We start from the raw sequence: 21525 nt of genomic DNA, 5'->3' as shown, positions 1-21525 counted from the left end.
TTCGGTTTGCAGTGATTCACGCCGCTACGCTGGCCGGCGTTGAAACTGGCAGGCGCGGTCGGCGCAATTGCCAGCGCAGTAACAGCAAACTGGTCAGTGCCTGCAAGGTGTTGGCGGCGACCGACAGATACCAGACCTGAGTCAGCGTGAAGCCCGGCTGTCTGGCCAGCAGCAAGGCCGGCAGGACAAAACTCAGCAAGCGGGTGCCGGTGCTCAGCAAGGCCGGCCAGGTGTTGCCCAAACCCTGGAAAACACCCGAGCAGGTCATGACGATGCCAGCGGCAACAAAGTTGAACGAAATGATCTGCAGGAACTGACTGGCCACCGCGCTGACCTCGGCATCGTTGCTGAAGGCCTGCACCAGCCAATGCGGTTGCAGCTGGCACAGCACGGTCAGCACCAGCATCAGCAGGCTTTCGATCATCAGCGCGGTGCGAATGACTTCACGCACGCGCGCCGTGTTGCCGGCGCCGACGTTCTGACCGGCGATGGGGCCGACCGAAAACGCAATTGCCATGCCCGGCATGAAGATCGCCTGCATGACGCGCGAACCGATGCCAAAGCCGGCCATCGCGCTGCTGCCGAACGAGCTGATCAGCGCGTAAATGATCGCCATATAGACAAACATGAAGGCAAACTCACCGCCGCTCGGCAGACCGATATTCAGAATGCGTTTCCAGACCTGCCATTGCGGCCGTAACAAGTGCCGGTGATAGCCCACGTATTTTTCCTGTTTGGCAAAATAACGTGCCAGTAACAGCACCCCAGCCGCCACGGCAATCGAGCTCGCCAGACCGGCACCGGCAACACCGAGTGCAATACCCGTGCCCCAGCCAGCAATCAGGACCGGTGCCAGTACGATATTGATCAGCAAGGTAAGCATGTGCACCAGCATCGTCGGTTTGACGATGCCGGTACCGCGCAGCGCCGAACCCATGGCATTGAGCGCAAACTGCAGCGCCAGACCTGGCGCAAACCAGTACAGGTATTGCAGGCCTTGTTCGCGGGTAGCGGCATCGGCACCGAGTGCCTGCAAATAACTCGGCGTGAGCGTGTAGGCGGCGAGCAAAGTCAGGCCGCCGCACAGCAGCGACATCAACAGACTCTGATTGAAAATCAGATTGGCATCGTCCTGATCCTTGCGGCCGACTGCCTGCGCGATCAAGGCCATGCTGCCAACGCCAAGCATTTGGGTCAGCGCCATGATCAGGAACATCACATTGCCAGCGGTGCTGACGCCGGCCAGTGCGCTGCCGCCAAGCTGGCCGACAAAATACAGATCGACCAAGAAATACAGCGTTTGCACCAGCATGCCGATGGTGATTGGCGCGGCCATGATCAGGATGTGTCGGGTAATCGAACCCTGGGTCAAATCTTTCATGTTGTACTCGCTGGTTAAATCTATTTTTCTGGGGCGGGCTGGTCAGTCGGACTGGCGGGCAGATCGATATCCCAGAGTTCGCGTTTTTCCGCGCAGACGGCGAACGCGCGGCCGATAAAGTCGAGCAGCTCGCGATCGATGCCGGTCAGTTTTTGCAAGCCCGGCTCCTGCTGATACATCGAGCCGATTTTCTGAATCATCTGCAGATCACCGTTGGTGAATTGCCGCAGCAATTGCATCCAGCGGATCGCCAATTGCTGCACCGGTTCGCTGGTCGGGTCGCTGCCTTTTGCCAGTTCCGCGCGCACCGCCGGAATCAGTTCGGCCCAGTTTGCCCGCACCGCTTCCAGCTGACCTTCGTCCATCGATTGCCGGATGCGATCCAGCTGCTGCTGCTGATCGGCATCGAGGTACTCATCGAGCTTGTTCATGATGGTCATCGCCTGCAGCAACTCGTCGGCATCGACGCCGTCCGGGCCGCTGGCACGGCGCGACAAATACTGCAGGCGATCCAGCAAGCGCTGTTGCCGGCTGATCTGCTGGCGGGTCGCGTTGATCTGCTGGTCCAGCACCTGTTGCAGTGACAGCGATTCGCTGTTCAGCAAACGGAGCACGTCTTTCAGTGCCAGGCCCATTTGCCGGTACGCCAGTATGCGCAGCAGCCGGGTCACGTCGGCATCGGTATACAGCCGGTAGCCGCTGTCGCTGCGGCCAGAGGGCTTCAGCAAACCGAATTCGTCGTAGTGATGCAGGCTGCGGACCGTGACGCCGCTGCGCTTGGCGAGCTCGCCGATTGTGTAAGCCATGCCGGGCCCCGGTGAGGTCGAGTGCCGGCACGATAAACCCTGACGTAACGTCAGGGTCAAGGGTGAATGTGGCAGCAGTTGGGTTCAGCCGCAGGCTCTGCTGGCAGCATGGGCCGGGTCGCAGGGTTGGTCTGGCTAGGGCGAGCCGGAGCGCAATGGCGGTTGGGTCTGCAGGCCGGACTCTGGGATAATGCCGGCCACTTTCGCCAACGGACCTCCTGCCATGATTCCCGAAGAACGCCTGCCCGACATGCGGCTCGACACCGCCAACCTGTACAAGGAAGAGGTCTATACCGATGGCCGGGTCGGCAGCATCCGGGTGATGACCCCGGTCAATACCGACGGCAGTTTCGACATGAACCGGGCCGTGCTCTACACCGGCCAGACCCAGCTGATGACGCCGGGCGGCGCACTGCCGCTGGCGTTTGAAATCGAGGCGGCAACGCTGGACGAAGCTATCGGCAAGTTCGCCGACGCCGCCAAGCAATCGTTGTTGCAAACGATGGAAGAAATTCAGGAGATGCGCCGGCAACAGGCGTCGTCGATTGTCATTCCCGGCCAAGAACCCGGTGGCTTCGGCGGCATGGCCGGGCTCGGCGGTGCCGGCGGCAAAATCCGGATGCCCTGATGAAGGCGGAGGGCTTGCTTGACGCAGCCCGAAGCGTGTCCGATACCGTTATGGCTTCGTCAGGAGCAGCTTGTCGGCGATGCCATAACGCGCGGCCAGTGCCTGCAACTGGCCACTGTCATGCAGCTGGTGAATCAGCTGATCAAAATGCGCGGCGGTGAACCGCTGCTGCTTGCGCACCAGCGCACCGAGGGCGTATTCGGTGTCGTACTTTTCCGCTAGCAAAACGCGATCGCGCAGCGCAGGTTGCTGCAGAAAAGCATATTGCAGATAGCTGTCGGTGGTGATCATCAAATCGGCATGGTCGCTGGCGATCTGCTGCAGCCCGCGATCGAGGCTGGCGCTGGTCGGGTCGAGCAGCTCGACCCTTAGCGGACTGTTGCCGGGCTCGGCCTGAAAATCGAGAAAGGCGTAGTGGTAACCACGTACCGCGAAAATCCGTTTGTTGCCCAGTTCGGCAAAGTAGCGTTGATTGCGTTCCGGCTTGCGGCCGCTGACAAAGCGATCACCATCCCGCAGAAAGGCCGGACTGGCCTCCATCATCTGATTGGCCCAACCCCAACGGCTGTCTTCAAAGACAATCGCATCAAAGCGACCAGCGGCAAAGTCCTGAAACCGGCGATTGGGTGAAGTCAGGACAAATTCGAAGCGAAACTGGTTCTGGCTTTCATTGAGCAGTGCCAGCAGATCCAGGGTCAAGCCAAAAGGCTGGTGCTGACTGTCGACATCCACATAAGGCGGAAACGCGTAACCGCCCACTCTGACAGTTACCGCCTCGGTTGCTGCCATCGCCGTGCTGAACCAGACCACCAGCAACACCGACCACCATGGCTTGCCCATGAATTTCCCCATTCGTTTTTCTTATCGTTGGCGCGGGCCGGACGGCAATGCCGTGCCAGTGCCCGGCAGTAATACTAGTCATTAACCGGGCAAATGCGAGGTTTCGCCGGCGCAATGCCGTACAATCGCCAGCCCGCTCGAATGCCCTGCTGCGATCCCTGCCATGCCCCTGTTGACCCTGCGCGAACTCTCCCTTGCCTATGGCCATGTGCCGCTGCTGGACCACGTCTCGACCAGTGTCGAGAAAGGTGATCGGATTGCGCTGATTGGTCGCAACGGCGAAGGCAAATCGACCTTGCTGCGCGTGCTGACCGGCGCGCAAAAACCGGACGGTGGCGACTACAAACTGCAGGGCGGTATCAAGCTGGCCAGCATGGCTCAGGAAGTGCCGCAGGAGTTGCAGGGCAGCGTGCTCGATGTGGTGCTGACCGGCGCCGGCAACATGGCGGAACTGCTGGTGCAGTATCACCATCTGGATCCGATGAGCGATGCCTTTTCCCGTTTGCACGAACAGATTGATGCCGGCAATGGCTGGGCGCTGGAGTCAAATGCCCGCCGCTTGATCGAGCGGCTGGAGCTGGACCCGGAGCGCGATTTCGCGGCGCTGTCCGGTGGCCTGAAACGGCGCGTGTTGCTGGCGCGGGCGTTGCTGACCGAGCCGGATATTCTGTTGCTTGACGAGCCGACCAACCATCTCGATGTGCGTTCGATTGAATGGCTGGAAGGGTTTTTGCGCGACTGGAACGGCACGCTGATCTTCATCACCCACGATCGCTCGTTTCTGCAAGCGCTGGCCAATCGCATCTGGGAACTCGACCGCGGCATTTTGCGCGACTTCCCCGGCGATTTTCCGAACTACCTGCGCCGCAAACAGGAAATCCTGCACGCGGAAGAAAAAGCCAACGCCGACTTCGACAAGAAACTCGCCGCCGAAGAAGTCTGGATCCGGCAAGGCATCAAGGCGCGCCGCACCCGCAACGAAGGTCGCGTCCGCGCGCTGAAAGCGCTGCGCGAAGAACGTGCCCAGCGCCGCGAGCGCAAAGGCAATGTCAGTCTGGCGATCCAGGGCGCGGAAAAGTCCGGCAAGGTCGTCATCGAAGCCAAGGATCTGAGTTACGCCTACACCGCGGGCAGTGGCACCGATGTCGCCAGCTGGCCGACGGCGATTGTCCGCAACCTGAACCTGACCATCGAACGTGGCGACAAGATTGCCATTCTCGGTGACAACGGTGTCGGCAAAACCACGCTGCTGCGTTTGCTGCTCGGCCAGTTGCCGCCGAGCAGCGGCGAAGTCCGCGCCGGCACCAAACTGGAAGTGGCCTACTTCGATCAACTGCGCAATGCGCTCGACGAAGAAAAAACCGTAGTCGACAACGTCGCCGACGGCGCCGATTTTCTCGAGATCAATGGCGAGCGCCGGCACGTGCTCGGCTATCTGCAGGACTTCCTGTTCCCGCCGGCGCGCTCACGCTCGCCGGTCAAGGCGCTGTCCGGGGGCGAGCGCAACCGGCTGTTGCTGGCCAAGCTGTTCACCAAACCTTGCAACGTGCTGGTGCTGGACGAACCGACTAACGATTTGGATGTGGAAACGCTGGAGCTGCTGGAAGAACTGCTGATCGATTACAAGGGCACGCTGCTGATCATCAGCCACGATCGGGAATTCGTCGACAACGTCGCCACCTCGGTGCTGGCGTTTGAAGGCGATGGCGTCATTCGTGAGTATGTCGGTGGCTATCAGGACTGGCTGCGGCAGCGACCGGTGCAGGCAACGCGAAAAGAAATCGAGCGGAAAGCCGCCGAGCGCAAAGAGTCGGAACGAAAAGCCGCCGCCAATCAACCGGAAGCGGCGACAAAGCCAGCGGCCGACAAGAAAAAACTCAGCTACAAAGATCAGCGTGAACTGGATCAACTGCCAGCCTTGATCGAGAAGCTGGAAAGCGAACAACAAGCCTTGCAACAGCAATTGGCCGATCCGGCAATCTATCGCGAGCGCGCTGCCGAGGCCGCCGCACTGACCAGCAAACTGGCCACGCTCGACACCGATTTGCAAAAAGCCTATGCCCGCTGGGAAGCGCTCGACGCCGGCGGTTAAGCGGCTAAATCGACAACAAAAATCGCAATAACAAGCACAACAACAAGCACAACCGAAACTGCAAAATAGCCAACACTATGGCCCGGTGGTGGCGCGCCGGCGATTGAGCCGGGTTAGCCAGTACAGCAGCGCCAGGGCTAGTGCGAACACCATGCCGAGCTCGGCAATGGTAGGCAGCGCAAAACGAAACGCGCGCTGCAAACCCGGCGCCGTCAGCACCGCGATCAAAACCAGCAGTGTCGCTGACAGTGCCCAGCTCAGTGCGGTGTTGGTTGCGGACCGCTTACCGAACGGCAGCCAGCCGCCGTCACGGTTACTCAGTATCAAAGCCAGATTGCCGAGCATCAGCAGAGTAAAGCCCAGTGCCCGCTGCACCGGCTCGGCCAGGCCCTGCCAGCGTGCCCAGCCAACCACGATCAACACCGCCAGCAGCAGCACACTGCCTTGTCCGACCGCCAACAGCAAATCGCGGCGTGACAGCAATTCGCTGTCGGCGGCGCGCGGCGGTTGCTGCATTTGCGTCGGCTCGTCCGGCTCGGCTTCAAACACGATCGAGCAGGCTGGATCGATCACCAATTCCAGCAACGCGATATGCGCCGGCAACAGCAGCATCGGCCAGCCAAACAGCAGCGGCAGAAAACACAAACCGGCAATCGGCACGTGCACGGCAATCAAATAGGCCATGGCGCGGCGCAGGTTGCGAAAAATGCGCCGACCGGACCGGACGGCATCGACAATCGAGCGAAAATTGTCATCGGTCAGCACAATCGCTGCCGCTTCCCGCGCCACATCGGTGCCGCGACCGCCCATCGCAATGCCGATATCGGCCGCTCGCAGCGCCGGCGCATCGTTGACGCCATCACCGGTCATTGCCACTACTTCGCCAGAGGCTTGCAAGGCCTTGACGATGCGCAGTTTGTGTTCGGGAATGGCGCGCGCGATGACGCTGGTCTGAGCCAGCCGCTGCGCCAGTGTCGCGTCATCAAGTTGTTCGGTTTCGCGGCCGAGCAACACGGCCTCGGGCGCGGCCAAGCCGGCTTGCCGGGCAATGCTGATGGCGGTGCCGGGATAGTCGCCCGTGATCATCAACACGCGGATGCCGGCCTCGCGGCAGGCTTGCACTGCGGCAGGCACTTGTGGCCGCACCGGATCGCGCAGCGCCAGCAGTCCGAGCCATTCGAAGGCGTAATCGTGAGCTGTTGTTGATGCGGTTTGTGCGGTTCGTTCTATGGGTTCTGCTTGCTCAGTTTGTCCGGTTTGAACTGTCGCACCGACGGAGCCGTCGTCGCCGGCGATGGCAACATTGCTGTGCATCAGTTCGGCGCGGGCAACGGCCAGTACCCGCAGGCCCTGATCGGCAAACGCGGTGACCTGTTGCAACAGGGTGGCGCGCGCCTTGGCGTCGAGATGGCAGAGATCGGCAATCGCTTCCGGTGCGCCTTTGGCGGCAATCACCCGCTGATCGCCCGCGGCGGTTTGCCATAGCTGCGACATCGCCAGCAGTTCGCGCGACAACGGGTATTCGCGCAGCATGCGCCAGTCGCGATGCAGATGTCCGGCGTCGATCTGGTCATGCAAGCCCAGCTCGCGGATGGCCCGCTCCATCGGATCAAACGGATCGGTGCGGCTGGCCAGCAGGGCAAATTCGATCAGCTGATGCGTGGATTCCGGCAGCGGCTGATCGCTAACCGCAAACGTTTCGCCGCTTGCGATCAGCAATTGCGAAACCGTCATCCGGTTTTCGGTCAGAGTGCCGGTCTTGTCGACGCAGAGCACCGTGGCGGCGCCGAGCGCTTCGATGGCGGTCAGGCGCCGGGTCAGCACATGTTGACGTGACATGCGCCAGGCACCGAGCGCCATGAACACCGTCAGCACGACCGGAAACTCTTCCGGCAGCAAACCCATCGCCACCGAAATGGCGGCGAGAAATGCCTGCAGCCATTGGCCACGACTGAGTCCGTACAGCAGCAACACCAGCAGTGACAACGCGATGGCGATGATCGCCACGCGCCGGACCAGCGCCCGGGTTTCGCGTTGCAGCGCGCTGGCACCGGGGGCCTGCGATTGCAGCGCCTTGCCGATGCGGCCGAGCTCGCTGTGTTTGCCGGTCGCCAGCACTTCGGCAACGCCGTGACCACTGGTGATCAGGGTGCCGGAAAATACCAGCGCGGTGTCGTCGCCACCGGGTCGGTCGAGGCGGGCAAGCGCGGCATCACCATGTTTGCGTACCGGAACCGATTCACCGGTCAACAGCGACTCATCGACTTGCAGATGATTGGCATCACGCAGCACGGCATCGGCCGGTACCCGATCGCCCTCGCTGAGGATCAACCAGTCACCGACCACCACCTCGCGCCCGGCAATGCGAACGCGCTGGCCATCACGCAGTACCAGCGCGCGCGGACTCGACCAGTCGCGCAGCGCCGCCAGTGCGTGTTCGGTTTTGCGCTCCTGATAGAGCGTGATGCCGACCACCGCCAGCATGGCGATGCCCAGCACGGCGGCGTCGCGGGGCTCGCCAAACAGCAGATACACGGCGCTGCAACCGACCAGCATCAGCAGCATGGGTTCGCGCAGCACATCAATCAACAGCCGCGCCAACGATCGCGGTTGCGCGGCGGGCAGCTCATTGCCGCCATCACGCAACAGCCGTTGTGCCGCTTCGCTGCTGCTGAGTCCCTGGCTCATGGCCATTGTCTGCTCCGTGACGGAATGCCCGGTTGATTCATCCTGCCGGCGCTGACTGCTGCGGCGGTTGCGCCGGGTCAACCGGTCGGCAATCAGCTCGCGCCTTGTTGCCAGCGCCACACGTCCATGGCCAGCGCACCAAGGGTGATTTCCGGTGCGAAATGTTCGACGGCATCATCGCCGGCCGCGCCGATGGCGGCGAACAGCGGCAACAAATGCTCATCGGTCGGATGATTGCGCAGCGCATGCGGCGCCTGTTGCTTATAGTCGAGCAAAGCGGCGGTGTCGCGCGCGGCGACGGCCGTGATCAGCCAGTGTCGAAATTGCTGCAACCAATCGGGCCCGGATGAATTCGAATCTGCGCCATAGCGCCCGCTCATCACTTCGCGCAAATTGTGGCTGGCCGAACCGCTGGCCAGAATCAGCACGCCGTCGTCGCGCAGCGCCGTCAGCGCCAGCCCGAGCGCAAAATGCCAGCGCGGATCGCGCTGCGGCTGTATCGACAATTGCAGCACCGGAATATCGGCTGCCGGACGCAGGAACAGCAGCGGCACCCAGGCGCCATGATCCAAACCACGATCGGGATGCACGTGGGTCTCGATGCCTTGTTCACTGAGCAGTTGCTGGATGCGTGTTGCCAGCGCCGGCGCACCGGGCGCCGGATACTGCAGCGCGTACAAGGGCTCCGGAAAACCGTAGAAGTCGTGAATGGTGGCGGGCTGGCTTGCCGCGCTGACTTGCGGTTGCGCGCTGGCCCAATGCGCCGATAGCACCAGAATTGCGCGTGGCGGTGCCGCTTGCGCGGCGAGCTCAGCGCCAAGCTGTTGCCAGAGCGCACCCGTGGCGCCAGGTTGCAGCGGCAGCGTGGGCGCGCCGTGGGAAACGAACAGAACAGGTTGACGGGTCATGATGGCAGCGGCCGCAGCAAATGGGATGACGGCATCATCGGCGCTTTCCCGGCCCCGTAACAGCGCCCGGCGTTGACGATCTCGTTCAAATTAATTGAGCCGGCCGATAACCTGAGTGGGGACAGCGACTCAGCGCCACCACTGCTTCAGTTTGTCGCGCCAGCCGCTGCTGGCGTCGCCATCGCCGACGTCGATCAGCACCACTGAGACATTGTCGCGGCCGCCGAGCTGATTGGCGGCATCTACCAGCGCCTGCGCGCGCTCCTTCTGACCCAGCCATTTGTTGCCGAGCAGGGCGCCGATTTCGTGATCGCTGAGCAAATCATTGAGCCCGTCCGAACACAGCAGATAACGGTCGTCATCGGCCAGCTGATGAATTGCCGTGGCGATCACCGGCATCTGCTCGGAGCCGAGCACTTGCAGCAGAATGTTTTTCTGGCTGGAGCTGCGCGCTTCTTCGGCAGTCAGCAAACCTTGATCAACGTGCAGCTGGACCAGCGAATGATCCTTGGTCAGCGCCTTGAACTCGCCACCACGCAAACGGTACAGCCGGGAGTCGCCGACGTGGGCGATGATCAACTGATCAGCATTGATGACGGCGGCGACCACGGTCGTGCCCATGCCGGCGCATTGCGGATCGCGGCTGGCGCGGGTGCGGATCTGCCGCTGCGCTTCTTCGATGGCAATCAGCAATTGTTCCTGCAGCTCGTCCACCACCGGCAATTGCTGATGGGCCAGCGTCGCCGTCAGCCGGGCCCGGATGGTATCGACCGCAAGGTGGCTGGCGACCTCGCCGGCATTGGCGCCGCCCATGCCATCGGCCAGCACGGCAAAGCGGCCACCCGGATCGGCAAACACGCAATCCTCGTTGCCACTGCGGACGCGGCCGACATCGGTCAGTGCCTGCAGCCGGATCATGGTCATGGCTGGTGCAACTCCGCTCCGTCGTGGCCTGTGGACCTGCTCGTCACCGCTCGCCCCTGTTGTGAACTCCGCCAGCAACCATAGCGGCGAGCGCTTGAACAGGCAACGCCACAGCGACAGAATCGGTGCAGTAGGCCACAATGCGCCGCAACGGATTGACCGGCACGGCCACGTTCGGGCCGGTGGTCGGAACTGGCGCGCGATGTGGTAACGGATTTTGACGTCGGTGTTACCGGCGGCTGACGAGGGCAGAAAACAATATGGAACTGGTATTCGAAGCAGTGCAGGGACCGTTTGCTGGCGGGGCAAGTGCCGGCAGTGTGTTGGCCCGGTTCGATGGCAGCGGCGGCATCATCGGTCGCTCGCCGGAATGCCAGCTGGTGCTGGACGATCCGGAGCGCACCGTCTCGCGCCAACATGCCGGCATCCGCCGCCGTGGCGATCAATTTGTGCTCGAAGTGCTGTCGCAGGTCAACCCGGTGCTGGTCAATGGTGAGCCCTGCGCACACGGCCAAACTGCGGTGTTGAACGACGGCGATACCCTTGCCATCGGTCCATTCAGCGTCAAGCTGAAAGTCATCGTTGCCGCACCAGCGGCGGTACCAGCGGTCAAAGCTGAGACGTCGGCCAGTGCTGACGCTGGCAGTGCCGACAGCCAGCGCGCGCTGCAAATGTTGTCGCAGGGACTCGGTTTTCCGCTGCGCGCCAACAGCAGTGCCGAAGCAGAAGAAAAATTGCGGCTGTACGGCGAAATGCTTGCCGAAGCGCTGGAAGGTCTGCGCCGGCTGATGCTGCAACGGGCCGAATCGAAAAGTGAACTGGTCCCCGCCAACCGCACCATCGTGGTCGCGACCGACAAGAATCCAATCAAACACGCCGGCACCCGTCAGGAAATGATGAGCCTGATGTTCTCCAGCGAAGCCATCGCTGCCGGCATTGTCGATCCGGTCGGCGCCGTCCGCGATGCCATGACCGATATCCGCCAGCACGAAGCAGCGATGCTGACCGGCCTGCACGGCGCCGTCGACGGCGCACTCAAGCGCTTGTCACCCAGCGCCATCGAGAAAGAAACTTCCGGCGGTTTCCTGCCTGCACTGCGCAAAGCCGCGCTCTGGGATCATTACTGCAGCCGCCACGGTGAACTTGGCGCCGACATGATGAAGAGCGGCAGCACCGGCATCTGGGATGATTTCAAGCACTCCTACAACGAAGAGATTGCACGGCAGAAAGCGCGGAAGTAAGGGTCGGCATTGACAGTGTGCTGTCAGCGTTCCGATCATCGTCACCTATTGTGGCTGTCGGACAGTTTATTCTGACAAGGAATGGTTTGGCGTGAAGCGCGTTATCGTTCTGCTTTTCATTGGCCTGTGTGCCATGCAAGCGAATCCCGGTCGCGCGGCAGAAACCCGGGTGCTCGGCTATTACAAGCTCGATGACATTTCAGCGTTTGCCGAAAGCAAGTTGTTGCCGGGCACGGTTGGCTTTCAGGCCGATCCGAAGGCGGGCCCGGTTTGGGTTGCCTACTATTTTCTCGGCGCCCTGCATGACAGCGCGAAGCTCGGTGGCATCGGATTGTCGGCAACGCCGGAGGGCGTGCCGGTAAGTCTCGGCAATGCCACCATTACGATCAACTCACCGAACATGGCGATTCCTGATCTGGAACCGGGCGTCGGTTTGCAAGTGGAGTTTGCCGGCACGCCGATCACGGTCAGTGAAGAAGATCTGCGTCAACTGCTCGGTGATGACGCGGCCAGTACCGCACTTGCCGAGCCGGATGCGCTGCGCCACCTCGTCGTCATCCGTCACTACCAGATTCCGGATGACAATCCGACCGCGATGTCCATCGAGGTGTTGCGGGTGGAAAACATGCAACCGCTGACGTTTGAGATGGTGGTCGGTCAGGGCCCGGTTCCGGAAACGCTGCAGGCATTCGAGACGGCGATCAATGGCAACTGGATCAGCCGCAATCGGGTACCGTCAGCGATTCTTGGCAGCATTGGTTTGTTCGCCATTTGGGTTTTTCGGCGATTGAGCCGCTGAACCAATCCCGGAATTTGCCGCCGCCATTGCCGGCTGCACTGAACTGTAGCCATGATGATGCCGCCATAAAAAAAGCTCGCCAGTGCGAGCTTTTTTTATCGGTTGACGTTACCGCGCCGAGAGGCTCGTGATCAGAACAAATCGGCCCGCTGGATCTTGAACGGCAGACTGGACAGTCGCTCGCCGTTGGCGAACAAGTCAAGAAAATACTCGCCGTCCGGGAAGCCTTCGACCGGCCGGTCGATCTGGAAACGCAGTTCGCCGGCGTCGTAATTCAGCGTCAGTTTCTTGCTGCCGAGTTTGATCTGGTGGTTGTCGTCGTACAGCGTTGCTTCGACCACGGTCGAGCCGGATTTGAAATTCTGGTAAGTGAACGCAGCGTGCAAACTGGTACCGATGACCAGCAGCGTTGGTTGATCGGACGGCAGGCTGTTGATCGGATTGCCGGAGACGCGCAGCGACAAGATCTCCGGGCGTTGCAATTCATCGTCCAGCGTGTCGCTCGGCTTCGGTTTCGGCTTGCGGTTGGCGCCCTGGACAATCGCTTTGCCAGCATCGGCAATGTCCTTGCTGTCCGGATAACGCTCTTTGGCGCCGGCATACAGCGCACTGGCTTCGCCAACCTGGCCCTTGCGCCAGAGCCGTTCGATTTCATCGGCCAGCTTCACTTCCACTTGCGACAAACCGGCCAGTGCCAGCGTGCTGGCCGGATCGATTTTCTGCGCTTGTTTGTACAGATCGTAGGCATTGGCATTGGCCGGTGTGATCAGGGCGCCGGCGGTCTCATATTGTTTGGCCTTGGCGAGCAGCGGCTTGGCTTGTTCGGCACGCGCGGCGCCGTCCAGCCGTTGTTTGAGCAGCTGCACGTCGCGCGCTTTCGGTGCCAGTACAACAGCGCGCTCATACAACATGGTGGCGCGTAGACCGTCGCCGGCTTTGCTGGCATCGATGCCTTGTTTCGCCAGCGCGGTGCCGACATTTTTCAGGCCGTCTTTGGCGGCGGCATTTTTGTTGTCGAGTTTTAGTGCCTGCTGATACAGCGCTTCGGCATTGTCATTGGCCGGTTCGATCAGCTTGCCGGCCTTCAGGCGCTTGTCGGCATCGGCGAGCAGTTTGCGAAGAGCTTCGGCTTTCGGATCAGCAGCAACCGGTTCGCTCGCCGGCGCGGTTTCGGCAACGGCCGGTATGCTGGGGCCGGGTTCAGCAGCGACCGGCTCCGGTTTGGCTTCGCTCACCGGTGCCTGAGTCGGCGCATTGGCGACGTCGCCGGCATTGGTGTTGGTATTGGTGCTGCTGCTGGTGTTGGTCGCGTCGCTTGCCGGCTCGGTTGGTGCTGCGTTTGTTTCCGTGGCCGTGTTGCTGCCCGTGAGGTTGCCGGCATCGCTACCGCTGCCGTTTTCGGCAGTCGTGGGATTACTGACCGGCACGGTGACGGTTTGATCATTCGTCGCCGCAGGTTTGCTGTTGCTTGCAGCGGTCGCATCGGTGGCAACGGCGGATTTTTGTTGGTACCAGAGCCAGCCAGCGGCGCCAGCGGCAACCAGCACCAGCGTCAGCGCAATCAACAGACCTTTGCCGGATTTTGCCGCGGGCTGCGCCGGTGTTTGCAGCACCGATCGTGCGCGCGCCTGCCCACCGGGGCGATCAATTGCGTGTGCCACTAGCGCCGCTTCGCCGACGATCGTCGGCGTTGCGGGTGACCTTGCTACAGACATTGCTGCTGACGGGTTTCCTGATGAATGCGCTGCCGCGGATGGTGTTCCGGCAGGTGTCCGCGTCGGCGGGGCAATGGTCGGATTGGCGCCGCTGATGATGGTCGCGGCCGGGGCGGCTTTTTCCGCACCGGCCATGGCGTGAAGCTGCGCCCGCCAGGCTTGCTCGAGTTCGCTGTTCAGTTTCGTGATCAGCTCATCCAGCGCGTGGGCAAATTCGGCGCCGGTTTGAAAACGTTTGTCAGCGGCCTTGGCCAGGGCTTTGTCGATGATCAGCTGGAACGGCATCAGCGCGGCCGGCAGCCGCGGCACCGGTTCGACGGCGTGCTTGATGCCAACGGCGACGGCCGAGTCGGCGGTGAACGGCACTTCACCGACCAGCAGGAAATACAGCACTACGCCGAGGCTATACAAATCGGTGCGGTGATCGAGCGGCTTGCCGAGCGCTTGTTCCGGGCTCATGTAACTCGGCGTGCCGATGGCGGTGCCGGTCTGGGTCAGGCCGCCTTCGACACCGGATGGCCGGGCAATACCGAAATCGGTCAGCACGGCACGGCTGTTGTCTTCGTTCAGCAGCACATTTTCCGGTTTGATGTCGCGGTGGACATAACCTTTTTTGTGCGCGTACTCGAGCGCCAGTGCGATTTGTTTGACCGCGCTCAGCGTCTGCGCCAGCGACAGGTCCAGCCGCTTCAGTTTCAGATCGCTGCCGGGAACGTATTCCATGGCCAGATAATGCTGGCCGTCGTGGACGCCGACGTCATAGACCGCGACGATATGCGGATGATTGAGCTGGGCGACGATGCGGGCTTCGCGAATGAAGCGTTCGCCATAGGAGCTGTCGCCGCGCGCGAGCTGCGGCGACATGATCTTGAGCGCGACTTCGCGCTCGAAATTTTCTTGTACGGCCAGATAAACCGTGGCCATGCCGCCTTCACCCAGTGTACGGACGATGCGGTATCCCGGAATCCACATGGTGGTGGCAAACCCCAGCAAAAATCGTTGTTATGACAAAGACCGACGACCAGCGTCAGCGGTGGCGGTCGTACAGCGCGTTGGCAGCGCCAGCAATGTTCGCTATCGACACCTTGTTATCGAATCGGGTGGCGTCGTTGCCGCCTGCTACCGGCTGGCGGCCGCCCTGCAGTATCGATTGTGCGTGGCAGGCGCGCAAGCCAGCCGCTACCATCTCGCGCATTCTGCGCCGGCTGGCGCTGCGGGAGGGCATGATGAGCAACGTCATTTGTGGTCAAGGCAGGCTCGGCGGCCGGGTGACGGCGCTGCTTGCCGCTCGTCAGCTGCCGCTGATTCCGTTGCGGCTGGATCGCGATGCGGGCCTGATCAACCCGGCCGGGCCGGTACCGGCCGACATCGATCGCCTGCTGATTTGTCTGGTGCCGCGGCATCCGGACGGCGGTTCCGGCTGGACCGGCTTGCTGAATGGTCTGCAACGCCAGCTCGAGCGCGGTGAATTGCGGCTGCGCCAGGTGTTGCTGGTGTCGTCGACCGCGGTGTACGAAAGCTACGAACATGGCTGGGTCACGGCCAGCAGCCCGGTGACGGCCGCCAGTGCCCGCAGCGCCGGCCTCATCGAAGCCGAACAGACCGCCCGTGCACTGACCGCGGACAGCTGCATTGTCCGGCTGGCCGGTATCACCGGCCCCGGCTATGAGCGCTATGACCCTGTCGCAATGAGTCAGCAGCAGCCACGCCATGCCATCGACGTTCGCGCCGCCGCCGCGCTGATTGCCGAATTGGCACTGCGTCCGGCTCAGGCTGCCCGTACCGAACTGATTACCGACGGCTACATTTATTTTCGCCAGCAGCGCTATCCGGCGCAGCCATCGCTGCCGGAGCTCGCCACCCTCGCACAGCAGCACCGATTGATGCGGCCGTCGTTGTCGGCTCCTGAATTGAGTTAAATAAAATTAAATCAAACTGAATCGAGCGGCAGCGACCGAATGCCGCGGTGCCGGGTAAGCAACCAAACTGACAAGCTGATTCAGTCGCGCGAAACACAGGAGCGGATCATGACGTCGTTAGCGGTGCAGGGCATCGGCCAGATTGCCGTTTACGTGCACGATTTGCCGAGCGCGGTTCGGTTCTATCGCGAACAACTGGGTTTGCGCTACCTGTTCGAAGCCGGTGGCATGGCTTTTTTCGACGTCAACGGCGTGCGTCTGATGTTGTCGCAGCCCAATGCGGCTGATCCGCAGCAACGGGCATCGGTGCTGTATTTCAAAGTGGCCGATATTGACCACAGCTGGCAGGCATTGATGGCTGCCGGCACCGTTGCCCGAGAGCCGCCGCAGCAGGTTTATGCTGCTGCTGGTACGGCGCAGTGGCTGGCGTTTTTTGAAGACCCAAGCGGCAACGTCATGGCGCTGATGGAGGAGCGCAAGCAGGCCTGAGCAACACGCGAAGCAAAAAACTCTGTCTGAATACTTCTCTGATCACGCAGCTGCGGCGCGGTCGCGCTCCGTCGACCGCACAGAAGATTGCAGCGCAGATCGCACACCTGCTGCAGGCAAAGCGGCAGTGATCGCGACCATTCGCGTTGCAATTCAGCGCAAGTGCGCCAGCGCAGCAGCTACCACCGCCGGATCTTTCAGCACCCGACGATGACCGAGACCGGTGGTGCTGAGCAGCGTGGCATTCGGCCAGGCTTCGGCCAACAGCGCACCGCGGCTGTGTGGGACATCGCGATCGTGTTGATCGTGAATGATCAGCGCGTCGCCGTGCAGCTCGGCGGCCATCTTGATGGCGTCCAGATCGGCAAAACGAATGCCGAGTTTTTCCTCCCAGTGCGCGTGCAGCCGTTGTCGGCTGGCTTCACTCAAGCCGAGTGTGCGTACCAGCGCCTGAGTGAAATCGAGCACCCGAATCGGCGGCGCAATGAGCACGGCTTTGGGTACGGTCAGGCCTTCGGTCATGGCATGCAGCAGCGACGGGCCGCCAAAGGAATGGGTGATGGTGCCATCAATTGGCCCCAGCTCGCGGACCACGCGTTGCAGCGCGCGGCTGAACTGCAGCAGCGACGACCAGCGACCGTGGCTGTGACCATGGCCGGGCGCATCCAGCGCGATGACTTCCTTGCCGGCGGCCAGCAAGCCGGGCAGAAATGGCCACAACTGGGTAGCGCGACCGGCCCAGCCGTGCATCAGCAGGACCCGGCCGGTCATGGCCGTGGTCGGCCGCCAGCGATAGACCGCGAGCGCTTTGCCGTCCCATTCCGGCAGCGGCATGTCGCGGCTGAACAAGGTTTTGCGCTCGGCCAGTGCCAGCCACTTCTGCTCTTCAGCAGGCCAGGGATGACGGGCCGGCCGGGCAAAGACCCGGTTCAGCGCGGTCAGCGCCAATGCCGGTGACAGCTTCTCCAGCAACTGAAAGCCGAGCCGGATGCCGGTCGGCACTCCTTCCGCGCGAACGGTCGTGCTTTTGCTGGGCGAAAGAGCGGTTTGCATGATGGGCTCCATAAAATCCGGGGATACGGTGTGCGGTCGATTCAGTGGCTGAGGTGCAGCGGCGGGTAGGCCAGCAGTCGTTCAAAGCCACGTTGGGCGCGGCCGAGTGCTTGGGTCTCGCCGAGCAGGCGCTGGTCGTGATGGCTGGCAAGCACCAGCGCAAACAACTCAAAACCAAACTGCTCGGGATCGGTTTCCGCCGGCAATTCGCCAGCGTCGACCGCCATCTGGATGGCCTTCAGCAGCGACAGCCGCCATTGGCTCTGTTGTTGTTGCAGGAAATCGCGCACCGGGCCCGGCTTGTCGTCAAATTCGGCAGCGGCAGCGATAAACAGGCAGCCACCGGGCAAGCCACTGGCAACCGAATAGGCCAGCCAGTGCTGCAGGATGGCGCGCACCCGGGCGACGCCACGCGGCTGTGCCAGCGCGGGCCTCAGCACCTGTTCGGCAAAGCGCTCGGCGGCCTCTTTCAAGACCGCGATCTGTAGTTCTTCCTTGGAGCCGAAATGGGCAAAGACGCCGCTTTTCGACATCGCCAGCCCATCGGCCAGCGAGCCGATGGTCAGCCCTTCCAGCCCGCGTTCCCGGGCCATGCCCAGGGCGGTGCCAAGAATGTGCTGTCGGGTTTGCTCGCCTTTGCTCATGGGCAGATGGACTGGGAAGTGGTGATGCTCGAATAATAGAACGACCGTTCGTAAGCTGTCAAGTCGGATGCCCTCGGCAGGCCAACGGGGCTAAGCTAGTCGTCCGTGCCGCAAAAAGCGGCGCCTTGCCGGCGCCACCGCAGGGGCCGGATTTGCTCAGTCGATCACGGAGGAAATCATGAAAATTCGACAAGTTCTGGCATCGTTTTTGGGGCTGCTGGCGAGCTGGACGGCAATGGCCGCTGACAGCGTCGTGCCGGTTTATCAGGACGAAGACTTCGTTGCGAACGCTGAAATCAGCAGTTGCAGCGGTTGTGGCAAGCGCATGGCGGTGATGGCACGTCACCAGTTTGTCTTCGATGGCGACTACAACCATCTTTACGCCGAGCTGGCTGACATCGGCATCAAAGTCACCGTCTATGATGGCGTGTGGGCAGATTCTGATTCCGGTGAGGTGAATTTCAAAGTGGCCAGTTCGACCAGACCATTGGAGCGTTGGCGACGTACCAATTTGGGTCAGCGTCGGCTTAATAAAGTCAGCGAGTCGGCCAATGCCATTTATGCGGTAACCGCGCCCGGCCAGTTGGTGACGCTGGAATTCTTGCAGGATGCCAATGATCTGGTCGGCAACGACTTTACCGTCAACGTCCGCCGCTACAAGAGCGACTCTCTAGTCGGCACTCGGTCCATGGCCGTGTCGCCCGTTGGTGGCGGTGGTGGTGCCGAAACAATCGAGCCCTGAGAAAACAGACACATCTGGAAACCATGCCAGGTGTGTTGGCATCAGGTTGCACTTGTCGCGACCGAGGGCAGGCCGTAGTCTCGCCGGAATATTTTCCTCCGCCCGGAAGACTTATGCCTGCCTTCATTTCCCCCCAAGCCCCGCGTCTGCTTGCCCTGTTGATCGCCGCCAGTTTGTCAGTGGCCTGTACTGACAGTGAGCCGCCAGCACCGGTGGCGGTGCCGCCGATTGCCGATATCAACACGGTGGCGGATCAGTATTTCGAAGACAACCTGCAGCTCAATCCCTGTGCGGGCATCTACTTTGGCGACTACCGCTTCAACGACAAATACTGCATCAGCAGTCCGGAAAAACTGGCAGCGCAGCGCGAGCTGAATGCGCGTTACCTGAATCGACTCACTGCCATCGAGCCGGCTAGCCTGAGCCCGGATCAGCGCATCACCTATGAACTGTTCAAGTTTGATCTGCAGCAGGCCAAGGCTGGCGAACGCTTCCCGACCGAACTGCTGCCGCTGAACCAGTTCTATAACGAGTACAGCCAGTTTGCCCAGCTCGGCTCCGGCCAGAGCGCACAGCCGTTTGCCACCGTTGCCGATTACGATGCGTTCCTGCGCAAGATTGACGGCTTCGTCGAGAACAGTACTTACAACATTGCGCTGATGAAGCAAGGCATCGCGAAAGGTGTGGTCTTGCCGAAAGTCTTGGCTGAGGCGATTGTGCCGCAGCTGGCGGCGCATCTGGTCAGCACGCCGGAGGCGAGCATTTTCTGGGGGCCGATAACGGCCATGCCGGACAGCTTTTCCGCAGAAGATAATACCCGGCTCAGCACAGCATGGCGTGCCGCCATTCAGGACAAATTGCTGCCGACCTATCAGACCGTCCACGACTTTCTGATCAAGGAATACATTCCGGCGGCCCGCAGTAGCCACGGCTGGAATGCGCTGCCGGACGGTGCCGCCTGGTACACTTGGCTGGTGACGCAGTCGACCACCATTGCCGGGCAGTCGCCAGAGCAGATTCATCAGTTGGGTTTGCAAAAAGTTGCTGAAATTCACGCCGAAATGCGCAAGGTGCAACAGCAGCTCGGTATCAAGGGTGATCTGCAGGCTTTCTTCAAATTCCTGAAAAATGATCCGAACCAGTTTTTCAAGACGCCAGAGGAAGCGCTGCAGGCCTTTCGGGATCTGAAAACCAGCATCGATGCCAAACTGCCGCAATATTTTGAGGTGTTGCCGAAACAGGATTACGAAGTGCGCGCCACCGAGGCATTCCGGGCCGCCAACTCGGCTGCGGGGGAATACTCGGCTGGCACACCAGATGGCAGTCGCAAGGGTATTTTCTACGCCAACGTCTACAACCTGAAAGTGCAACCGAAATACGGCATCACGACACTGTCGTTGCACGAAGCCGCACCCGGCCATCACTTCCAGATCGCCTTGCAACTGGAGCAAGCCGATTTGCCGAAGTACCGGCAGTTCGCCGGTTACAACGCCTATGCCGAAGGCTGGGCGCTGTATGCCGAAACGCTCGGCAAAGACATGCAACTGTTCAACGATCCCTACCAGTATTACGGTCACCTCAGCGATGCCTTGCTGCGTGCAATGCGGCTGGTCGTCGATACCGGTCTGCATGCCAAAGGCTGGACCCGTGAACAGGCCATTGCCTATATGCGTGACAACAGCAGCATGCCGGATGACGATGTCCGCTCGGAAGTCGAACGCTACATGGTCATCCCGGGTCAGGCGCTCAGCTACATGATCGGTCGCTTGACCATCGAGCGACTGCGTGATGAGGCGCGTACGGCGCTCGGCCCACGTTTCGATATTCGGGCATTCCATCGGGAAGTGCTGCGCATAGGCGCGGTGCCGATGGCAGTGCTGGAACAGCACATTCGCGATTGGGTCGCCAGACAGCAGGCTGCGCCGGCGGCCTGATTGCGTGGCCGCCGCAGATTCTTGTAACGGAAATTCAGCGCTGAATTTCGGAACCAGAATTCAGGATCACATTTCAGGAAGTAAAGCCATGCTCAAATGGTATCTGATGGCAGCAGCGATCGCGTTTGCCGGTTATCAATGGTATTTGCGTCAGCAAAATCCGCTCGAAATCGAACACCCGGTCTATGTTGAATACCGGATGGATATCGATGCCGGTGGCCGCACACTCAACGCCGTGCTGTTCGGCAAGATGGTCAGCTTCAAGGAGTGTCAGGCCCAAGCCGACAAAATCTGGCGCGACAGTCTGGCGGACTGCGAGGCCTGCCAGTTCGAATCGAGCAAATGTCAGGAAGAACTGCCCAAGCGTTATGCCGGCATTTTCGCCAACGAACGACTCAGCACCAGCTACATCCGTTTTGATCGGGCTGATCGCTACGAGCGCGATGGCCGGATGATCCTCTGGGGCATGACCGACGCTGAAGCGCAAATGGTTTGCGAGATGATCAGCCGTGGCGCCAACGATCATTACCGTGGCGACGTCGGCTGCGTGGTGGGCGGCGATTGATCGTACGCGTCTGTTGCCATCTGTCTGTTTCTGCCGGCCAGTCACCACCTGTTTGTCAGACAAGCGTGTTGCATGACTTGGCCATATGCAACGCGCGGCCTGTGAGCGAATTCATTACAGTCCTGTAAAGCTTTCTGACATGCGGCTTAGGCCATTT

18 protein-coding genes are annotated in these 21525 nt (G+C 61.2%); 9 read left to right on the top strand and 9 right to left on the bottom strand.

Going from position 1 to position 21525, the window contains the following annotated elements; all coding sequences use genetic code 11:
- Nucleotides 1-16 precede the first annotated feature (16 nt).
- Nucleotides 17-1381, bottom strand: a complete 1365-nt coding sequence (locus HPT27_RS02455) for an MATE family efflux transporter (protein WP_172238451.1) — start codon at nucleotides 1379-1381, stop codon at nucleotides 17-19.
- A 20-nt stretch (nucleotides 1382-1401) separates the two neighbouring features.
- Nucleotides 1402-2187 carry a MerR family transcriptional regulator gene (locus tag HPT27_RS02450; RefSeq protein WP_172238448.1) on the bottom strand — a complete coding sequence of 262 codons (786 nt, stop codon included), beginning with the start codon at nucleotides 2185-2187 and terminating at the stop codon, nucleotides 1402-1404.
- 223 nt (nucleotides 2188-2410) lie between these two features.
- Here HPT27_RS02450 and HPT27_RS02445 point away from each other — a divergent pair, with 223 nt between their 5' ends.
- Nucleotides 2411-2815 carry a hypothetical protein gene (locus HPT27_RS02445; protein ID WP_172238445.1) on the top strand — a complete coding sequence of 135 codons (405 nt, stop codon included), beginning with the start codon at nucleotides 2411-2413 and terminating at the stop codon, nucleotides 2813-2815.
- 48 nt (nucleotides 2816-2863) lie between these two features.
- Here the strand turns inward: HPT27_RS02445 and HPT27_RS02440 are convergent, their stop codons facing one another.
- Nucleotides 2864-3667, bottom strand: a complete 804-nt coding sequence (locus HPT27_RS02440) for a substrate-binding periplasmic protein (RefSeq protein WP_172238442.1) — start codon at nucleotides 3665-3667, stop codon at nucleotides 2864-2866.
- A 151-nt stretch (nucleotides 3668-3818) separates the two neighbouring features.
- Between HPT27_RS02440 and HPT27_RS02435 the strand changes: the two genes are divergently transcribed.
- Nucleotides 3819-5747, top strand: coding sequence for an ATP-binding cassette domain-containing protein (locus HPT27_RS02435; RefSeq protein ID WP_172238440.1), 1929 nt, complete (start codon nucleotides 3819-3821; stop codon nucleotides 5745-5747).
- A 75-nt stretch (nucleotides 5748-5822) separates the two neighbouring features.
- Here HPT27_RS02435 and HPT27_RS02430 read toward each other — a convergent pair whose 3' ends face one another.
- The 3 genes from HPT27_RS02430 to HPT27_RS02420 all read right to left on the bottom strand — a co-directional run bounded on the left by HPT27_RS02430 (nucleotide 5823) and on the right by HPT27_RS02420 (nucleotide 10267).
- Entirely contained in the window at nucleotides 5823-8435 is a 2613-nt protein-coding gene (locus HPT27_RS02430; RefSeq protein WP_172238437.1) for a cation-translocating P-type ATPase, read from the bottom strand.
- Between the two features lie 92 nt (nucleotides 8436-8527).
- Nucleotides 8528-9343, bottom strand: coding sequence for a DODA-type extradiol aromatic ring-opening family dioxygenase (locus HPT27_RS02425; RefSeq protein WP_172238435.1), 816 nt, complete (start codon nucleotides 9341-9343; stop codon nucleotides 8528-8530).
- Nucleotides 9344-9472: 129 nt separating this feature from the next.
- Nucleotides 9473-10267 (bottom strand): PP2C family protein-serine/threonine phosphatase, encoded by a 795-nt coding sequence (locus tag HPT27_RS02420; RefSeq protein WP_172238432.1) that lies wholly within the window; start codon nucleotides 10265-10267, stop codon nucleotides 9473-9475.
- Nucleotides 10268-10527: 260 nt separating this feature from the next.
- On the opposite strand from HPT27_RS02420, the gene HPT27_RS02415 reads away from it, so the two are divergent.
- Nucleotides 10528-11508: a type VI secretion system-associated FHA domain protein gene (locus HPT27_RS02415; protein ID WP_172238429.1), complete on the top strand. Its 981-nt coding sequence runs from the start codon at nucleotides 10528-10530 to the stop codon at nucleotides 11506-11508.
- A gap of 91 nt (nucleotides 11509-11599) precedes the next feature.
- Entirely contained in the window at nucleotides 11600-12307 is a 708-nt protein-coding gene (locus HPT27_RS02410) for a hypothetical protein (protein WP_172238426.1), read from the top strand.
- Nucleotides 12308-12438: 131 nt separating this feature from the next.
- Here HPT27_RS02410 and HPT27_RS02405 read toward each other — a convergent pair whose 3' ends face one another.
- The gene (locus tag HPT27_RS02405; protein WP_172238423.1) at nucleotides 12439-14994 is read right to left on the bottom strand and encodes a serine/threonine-protein kinase; all 2556 of its coding nucleotides are present in this window, start codon (nucleotides 14992-14994) and stop codon (nucleotides 12439-12441) included.
- 32 nt (nucleotides 14995-15026) lie between these two features.
- On the opposite strand from HPT27_RS02405, the gene HPT27_RS02400 reads away from it, so the two are divergent.
- The gene (locus HPT27_RS02400; RefSeq protein WP_172238420.1) at nucleotides 15027-15941 is read left to right on the top strand and encodes a Rossmann-fold NAD(P)-binding domain-containing protein; all 915 of its coding nucleotides are present in this window, start codon (nucleotides 15027-15029) and stop codon (nucleotides 15939-15941) included.
- Between the two features lie 108 nt (nucleotides 15942-16049).
- On the top strand, nucleotides 16050-16430 hold the full coding sequence (locus tag HPT27_RS02395) for a VOC family protein (RefSeq protein WP_172238417.1): 381 nt from the start codon (nucleotides 16050-16052) through the stop codon (nucleotides 16428-16430).
- 153 nt (nucleotides 16431-16583) lie between these two features.
- Here HPT27_RS02395 and HPT27_RS02390 read toward each other — a convergent pair whose 3' ends face one another.
- Together HPT27_RS02390 and HPT27_RS02385 are read right to left on the bottom strand one after the other, a co-directional pair.
- On the bottom strand, nucleotides 16584-17483 hold the full coding sequence (locus HPT27_RS02390) for an alpha/beta hydrolase (RefSeq protein ID WP_172238414.1): 900 nt from the start codon (nucleotides 17481-17483) through the stop codon (nucleotides 16584-16586).
- Between the two features lie 41 nt (nucleotides 17484-17524).
- Nucleotides 17525-18127 (bottom strand): TetR/AcrR family transcriptional regulator, encoded by a 603-nt coding sequence (locus HPT27_RS02385; RefSeq protein ID WP_172238411.1) that lies wholly within the window; start codon nucleotides 18125-18127, stop codon nucleotides 17525-17527.
- 178 nt (nucleotides 18128-18305) lie between these two features.
- Between HPT27_RS02385 and HPT27_RS02380 the strand changes: the two genes are divergently transcribed.
- The 3 genes from HPT27_RS02380 to HPT27_RS02370 all read left to right on the top strand — a co-directional run bounded on the left by HPT27_RS02380 (nucleotide 18306) and on the right by HPT27_RS02370 (nucleotide 21368).
- Nucleotides 18306-18869 carry a hypothetical protein gene (locus HPT27_RS02380; RefSeq protein WP_172238408.1) on the top strand — a complete coding sequence of 188 codons (564 nt, stop codon included), beginning with the start codon at nucleotides 18306-18308 and terminating at the stop codon, nucleotides 18867-18869.
- A gap of 113 nt (nucleotides 18870-18982) precedes the next feature.
- Nucleotides 18983-20803 carry a DUF885 domain-containing protein gene (locus HPT27_RS02375; RefSeq protein ID WP_172238405.1) on the top strand — a complete coding sequence of 607 codons (1821 nt, stop codon included), beginning with the start codon at nucleotides 18983-18985 and terminating at the stop codon, nucleotides 20801-20803.
- 88 nt (nucleotides 20804-20891) lie between these two features.
- On the top strand, nucleotides 20892-21368 hold the full coding sequence (locus HPT27_RS02370) for a hypothetical protein (protein WP_172238402.1): 477 nt from the start codon (nucleotides 20892-20894) through the stop codon (nucleotides 21366-21368).
- Nucleotides 21369-21525: the final 157 nt, after the last annotated feature.

Origin of the sequence: Permianibacter fluminis (assembly GCF_013179735.1) — a bacterium.
In the GTDB taxonomy this organism is placed as follows: domain Bacteria; phylum Pseudomonadota; class Gammaproteobacteria; order Enterobacterales; family Permianibacteraceae; genus Permianibacter; species Permianibacter fluminis.
This window is presented reverse-complemented; position numbering and strand designations above follow the sequence as displayed.